The sequence below is a fragment of the Moorena sp. SIO3I6 genome, from assembly GCF_010672095.1.
This window is the reverse complement of record NZ_JAAHHU010001746.1, coordinates 1-1,023: the sequence shown is the minus strand read 5'-3', so window position 1 is coordinate 1,023 and position 1,023 is coordinate 1. Positions and strand designations below refer to the sequence as shown.

Genomic DNA, 1,023 nt, shown 5'->3' with positions numbered 1-1,023 from the left:
CCACAACAGTTGCAGAATCAACTTCCTGCACCTGAACAAGTGGCTTTGTTATTGGAGGGTGTGGAGTGATAGTAAGCATTAGCTGTTCGCATAGCGCATAAGCTGAATCGCTTATAAATTAGCAACAAAGAGTATTTTATTGATTTGCTGTTATTTCATCTTAAAAATAGGGGAGTTTTTGCCGGAATATAGCGTTTATCGCAGTTATGAGGTACGCTGCTCAACCTCAAAGTCCCCCTTATTAAGGGGGATTTAGGGGGATAATAGGTACCTTATGGGATATAGAATTGCTATATATAGGCAAAATTCAGTAGCTCAAAGTGATGAGGTGCAATTTTGAATCAGTTTATGCTAGCAGCATTTAAAGAAGCTCAGATAGGTTTCCAAGAGGGAGGAATACCGATCGGTTCAGTTGTGGTTAAGGGTGGTGAGATTGTCGGGCGTGGACACAACAGGAGAGTTCAAAAAGGTAGTGCAATCCTTCATGGTGAGATGGATGCTCTTGAGGATGTTGGCTCTCAACCTGCTTCTTTTTATCAAGATGTCGTTTTGTACACTACATTCCATGTAGTATGTGTACTGGCGCGATTTTGTTGTACAAGATCCCTCATGTTGTGATTGGGGAAAACAAAACTTTTTTAGGTGAGGAAGAATTACTCCGTTCTAGAGGTGTTATTGTTGACGTTTTAAACGACGATAGTTGCTATCAATTAATGCAAGACTTTATTCTGAACAACTCTAAACTTTGGAATGAGGATATTGGTATTGTTGATAATAATGATTGATAGCGGTTTTCAATTGGGTGAGGTACAGAATTGCGTTGGTGGTATGCTGCTCGTCTACCCAATCAGCGGGTTATTGTCAGCTTAATAAGCGATCGCAAACTGCTGCAGCAATATCGTCGGCTGGTATTCACAAGGCGTTGCAATCGGCAATTAAAGCAGCTGATGCGATCGCAAATTATGTTAAAGGTAAATCTCAAGCTTTGATCACCTACGAATCTCAAGCACTTCACCAGTTTGA

The 1,023-nt window shown here is 40.8% G+C and carries 2 protein-coding genes; both read left to right on the top strand.

Annotation, left to right across the window (positions count from 1 at the left end):
• The first annotated feature begins 336 nt into the window (after positions 1–336).
• A complete protein-coding gene (locus F6K49_RS52805) occupies positions 337–618 on the top strand; it encodes a nucleoside deaminase (protein WP_293064930.1) in 282 nt (93 codons plus the stop codon).
• A gap of 184 nt (positions 619–802) precedes the next feature.
• The coding region (locus tag F6K49_RS52800) for a hypothetical protein (protein ID WP_293111109.1) at positions 803–1,023 on the top strand (221 nt) is incomplete at its 3' end.